Annotated in this window: 3 protein-coding genes; all 3 read left to right on the forward strand. The window is 33.4% G+C overall.

Features of this window, described 5'->3' with window-relative positions; all coding sequences use genetic code 11:
• Positions 1 to 1,733: hypothetical protein (locus ACRC28_RS17570; protein ID WP_438544751.1), on the forward strand; the 1,733-nt coding region annotated here is incomplete at its 5' end.
• 24 nt (positions 1,734 to 1,757) lie between these two features.
• The gene (locus ACRC28_RS17575; protein WP_438544752.1) at positions 1,758 to 3,899 is read left to right on the forward strand and encodes a hypothetical protein; all 2,142 of its coding nucleotides are present in this window, start codon (positions 1,758 to 1,760) and stop codon (positions 3,897 to 3,899) included.
• Between the two features lie 493 nt (positions 3,900 to 4,392).
• A partial coding sequence (locus tag ACRC28_RS17580) for a hypothetical protein (RefSeq protein ID WP_438544753.1) occupies positions 4,393 to 4,961 on the forward strand: 569 nt, incomplete at its 3' end.

Consider the following 4,961-nt stretch of genomic DNA (forward strand, 5'->3'; position numbering starts at 1 on the left):
AACAAAATGCACAGCATATACAACTGGTCACAAGCATTGCTCGCAGAGGTGAAGAACAATGTAGACTTCATGAAGTTCAACAGCTTAACCAAGCTGAACTCGTAAGAGCATTTGAAAGGATTATGAATGAACAAAAAGAAACGTTCAACATAATCATAGACTCATTAATGCGATTAACCGCAGAGTTGAAAAATAACCATAACGCTCAATTAAATAATGACAATGCCAACAGACAGATTATTCATGAAATGAGTAATGAATTAATCATACATCGTAAGTGTTTCGAAGAACTAGGACCTAGGGTTGCAGAAGCCCTTATTTCTTCTTTTAATAATCATGGTGTTAGATTGGAAATGAACTGTGCAGATTCACCCACCTCAGCCGCTACTGGGAATGGAGGAAATCTTACAGTTTCTGGCATCAGTATGAATCATTCCAGCACAGAAAAACCAAGAATATGTCTAACCATAAACAATGTGACTGTAGATAACAAAATAGAAGAAATCCCAACTAATGTGATTACACTTAGCGACATACTTCCTAAAGCAAATTGTAGAGAATGTGCTCCTGGATTCAAATGGATACAACTGGAAGCACACCAAAAAATCCATAAACCAAAAGACCACTATCCTACAACAATTGCATTCCTAAACTCCCTCAATGAAAAGAACGAACTGAAACGATTCTGTGATGAATGGGTAGATATTTTCAGGAAGCTAATGAAAGCACATTACAAAGTTCTAGTTAACGATATGTTTATTCAACAAGGAAAATTCCCCAAACATGTGGATAATAAACTCCAAAACATCTCCAAATCTTTACAACCTGAATCAGATTATACTCCAACCACAGCTGAACAAGAGAATACAGCTAAAGGAATACAGCTAATCAGAGATTCAATTATTAATGATTGGAAACGCAGTATAGAAAAAGATTGTGCAACCAGAGATGAAATGAAGATGGAGTTTAATAATACACTTGGAAACCTTGTTCAAACAGTATTACTACCGTTATTTCAGAAAATGACACAACGTCAACTTATAACCCTACCTAAAAAGATTTTACCTGCACTGGAATTTATATTGTTTATTAGAACTAGTAAATTAACCGAAGACTTTGAAACGAGACAAGCCAGGCTTAATGAAAGGGATAAACAAATTGAAATGACAGAACAGGTCATACAAGAAAGGGTTAATGCAGAGATAGAGTCTCCCATGTATGAGTCCATAGCATCAAAAATCATGGAGATAGATAAGAAATATGCGAATGCATATCAACTCCAAAATAAGAAATTAAACATGCTTTGGAAATTCCTACAAACTAATACGCTTATGTGGAGACCAAAACAAAGAAATAACGATATAATTAATCACTCAAGATCGAGACAAAACTCGCCCTCACCATCGAGACAATCGAGTAGAACAAGATCAGTTTCCAAAGAAAGTAATCAGTCTGGAAACAGAAACACTAGAAGTTTGAGTAGAGCAAGATCAAATGCACATAATAACAACACCAATGAACAACCTAGACCCAACAGAATAACACGTTCTTCAAGTCTAAGTACACCAAGGGTTGTTAGAATTGCAGACACCAAGAATACAAGAAAACAAAATAATAAAGCTCCAAACACTCAAAATAATAATAAAAAGAAAACAAGGGTGATTAAAAATACTCAGAAAAGTAATACTAATAAAGGAAAAAACGCGAATAACAGAAACAATCGCCAAAGATAGCAACTAAAGTATTGGATTAAGGAGATGTATTTACATCATCACATTATCGAGAATTCTACAGATAGAGACAAAGCAAGGAGTAAATTAATCAAATATCTAATCAGGAAAAAGATCAATAATGATGATATAATCAGAACTATGATCATATTACTGCCATTAGAAAAATTTGAAAATTGCCTCAAAACAAAGGCACATGCCATAGGCATTAACAACATGCCATATGAATGCAAACAATTACTCTCATTAGGACTCAACTTCACCAGAAGCCCGAAGCCTTTATCTTTTGAAGAACTACATAATGCCCAATTTGCATTATATAGAAGAATTGCTCTCAAGTTCATGTTCAGATATAATGATGACGGACCAATTCCGCCAATGTATGTTTCAAACAAAACATATATGCCACATGACAAAGATTTGCTGATGATTCATCCAATTAAAAGCTTTCTTGATGAATGGTTTAATACAACAAAACCAAATAACAAAATGTTTACCAACGTCAGTAGAAAACATCAAGCCGCGTTAAACATTATAAACAACAGACTAAATCAAGATTGGTTATTGGTGAACACAGACAAAAACATGGGACTGGCAATCATTAATAAAGAACTATATAATGAACTTATGATGGAACACATCAACCAGCCTGATACCTATATACCATTGGACAAGTTAGAAGACATAGAAATGAGGATAAACTGGATAAAGAAATGGTGTAATGCTAGATTAAATAATCTTGACAGATTCTTAGGTAAAAAGAATCCATCACATGCACTAAGATATATAGAAGAAAAAATGGATAAAGGAAAAATGAACCCTACTATGTATGGACTTTTAAAGATCCATAAAAATATAGAGAGACCGCCTATCCGACCTATCATCCCAATGTGCAAAAATAAATTATCTGGCGTACACAAATTTTTAGCGTTAATGCTCAAGCATATAACGTATAAAATTAAATACATCCTACTCTCTACAGTAGAGGTAATCAAAACTTTGATGAATATCCAGCTACCCCCAACAGCAGTGATGATTATAGCTGATATAAAATCGATGTACACAAACATCGATTTAAGGGAAGCATCGATAGTAGCATCGACAGCCTTAGCCTCAAGCCCATCAGTTAAAATCCTTTTGAAACAGGTATCTGAAAGGGAATGGGGACAACTTATATATACATTGGTTAATGCGTCATGCTTTACTCATCAAGGTAAGATGTATAAACCTATACATGGTCTATGTATGGGTAGTGAATCTAGCCCTATTCTAGCCAACCTAACAGTCCACTACAGAGAAGTACAATCACAGATATTTAATAATAAAAATCTATTACATTATTTTAGATTCTATGATGATGTACTGGCTATCTTTAATGGTTTATCAATTGATGAGTGTAAAATACTTATGACAAATTGTATCAAACCATTTAAACTTACAGATGAGTTTACAGGTTCAGACAGACTAGAATTTGATTGGAATACAGCAGAAATTGTTCAAGCAAAAGAATTAAATACTAAAACAATTAACTTCCTTGATATAGACATATCAGGAAGCTTGGATGAGATTAACAATAGAGTTAAAATACATACAAACATGCATTATAAAAAGCTTAGTGCATATCAGTATGTGCCTTGGAAATCAGGACATCCTACTGCAACAAAAATTGGAATCATCCGAACGGAATTGACGAGAAGAAGAATCCTTTGTAGTAATATGAAAGATTATCATACTGCTGCAATCCATTTGATAAAATGTCTTAGAGAAAGAGGGTATCCAATTGATATTTGTTATAAAACATACATATCAATTGAATATAACAAAAGACAAGAAGCCATCGATAAAATATTCAAGAAATTGGAAATGACTAGACAAAAAGCCAAAGTACCATGGATAAAAGAGAAATCTCTGAGTATTTGGTATCCAACTGTCATAAGACATACTTTAATTCCAATTGTAATCAGATATGATCCAAGATGGCATCAACAATTAAAAGAATTAAAAAGAAAATTAACAGAACTCATGGGTAAGCTAATACCTTCAACAAGAGTTTTGATTGCCTACGTCAATAATCCCAAGCTGCTGAAACCATATAAATTCAATAATCAAATAAATGAAATTTGTGATGTTAATTCTACCCTAAATCCTAAAACTACTAGGGAGAAATAACACATCACATAATAGAGGGTATTTAAACCCATGGATCCAGGGGTAGGACCTTATCGATATCTAGCCAAGAAACCGATGAGGCCTACACAGGATCCAGAGTGTTTGAATAATTAACAGAATCAGTTTTCTTCATCAATAATCATGAAGTTAAGGTCTGATGAAGTAAATTCTAATTAGAATTTACAGAAACCGGTCACCAATTCATGATGAAGATATAACTATGTTAATTTTAATTCAAACTCTGAATTCATTAATTTGAATCATGGTTCTGAACATTGAAAACACTTATAATAACCAACACATAGATCCTAGACTATAAGTAACTATAATATCAATTATATATATAATATCAATTAATTATATATATAATATAAGGATAGACTTGAGTCTTATATAAATATTTATTTAATCAACAGAGACCCTGTTTATTAAGACGCATCAGTCAATTGGCTATTTATAGCTGTATAGGGATCGTTCTCAATAAGTGAGGAATATGCCTAATCCGACAGAATTAGTCCTGGATAATGTGTATATTGGTTCATCTGACGAAGAATTGATAGATTCCAGTCAAGTAACAGTTGTAACTCCAGCAACAATGGCTATCACCAGAGATAACAACAGCAGGAGTAACAGCAATAATGGCAATGTCAGAAGATCAAGAAGTTCATCAAGAATTAGGTCTAGGGAAGAATTTGAGCATATACCAAGCTCAAATGACATTAATACACCGACCCCAAATACACAAAACTGTATAGGATCGTGTAGAAAAATTGCTAGATCAATGGACAGCGACTTTCAAGAATTTCTAGAAGGAAATATAGAAAGGCTGAAAGAAAACACCCAAGAAAACACTGAACAAATAATGGAACAAACAAAGAACTCAACCAGAGAGTTTAATCAAGTAATCGAAAGATTAATAAAAGAACAAAATGCACAGCATATACAACTGGTCACAAGCATTGCTCGCAGAGGTGAAGAACAATGTAGACTTCATGAAGTTCAACAGCTTAACCAAGCTGAACTCGTAAGAGCATTTGAAAGGATTATGAATGAACAAAAAGA

The organism is Clostridium sp. (assembly GCF_051650885.1).
Taxonomy (GTDB): Bacteria; Bacillota; Clostridia; order Clostridiales; family Clostridiaceae; genus Clostridium.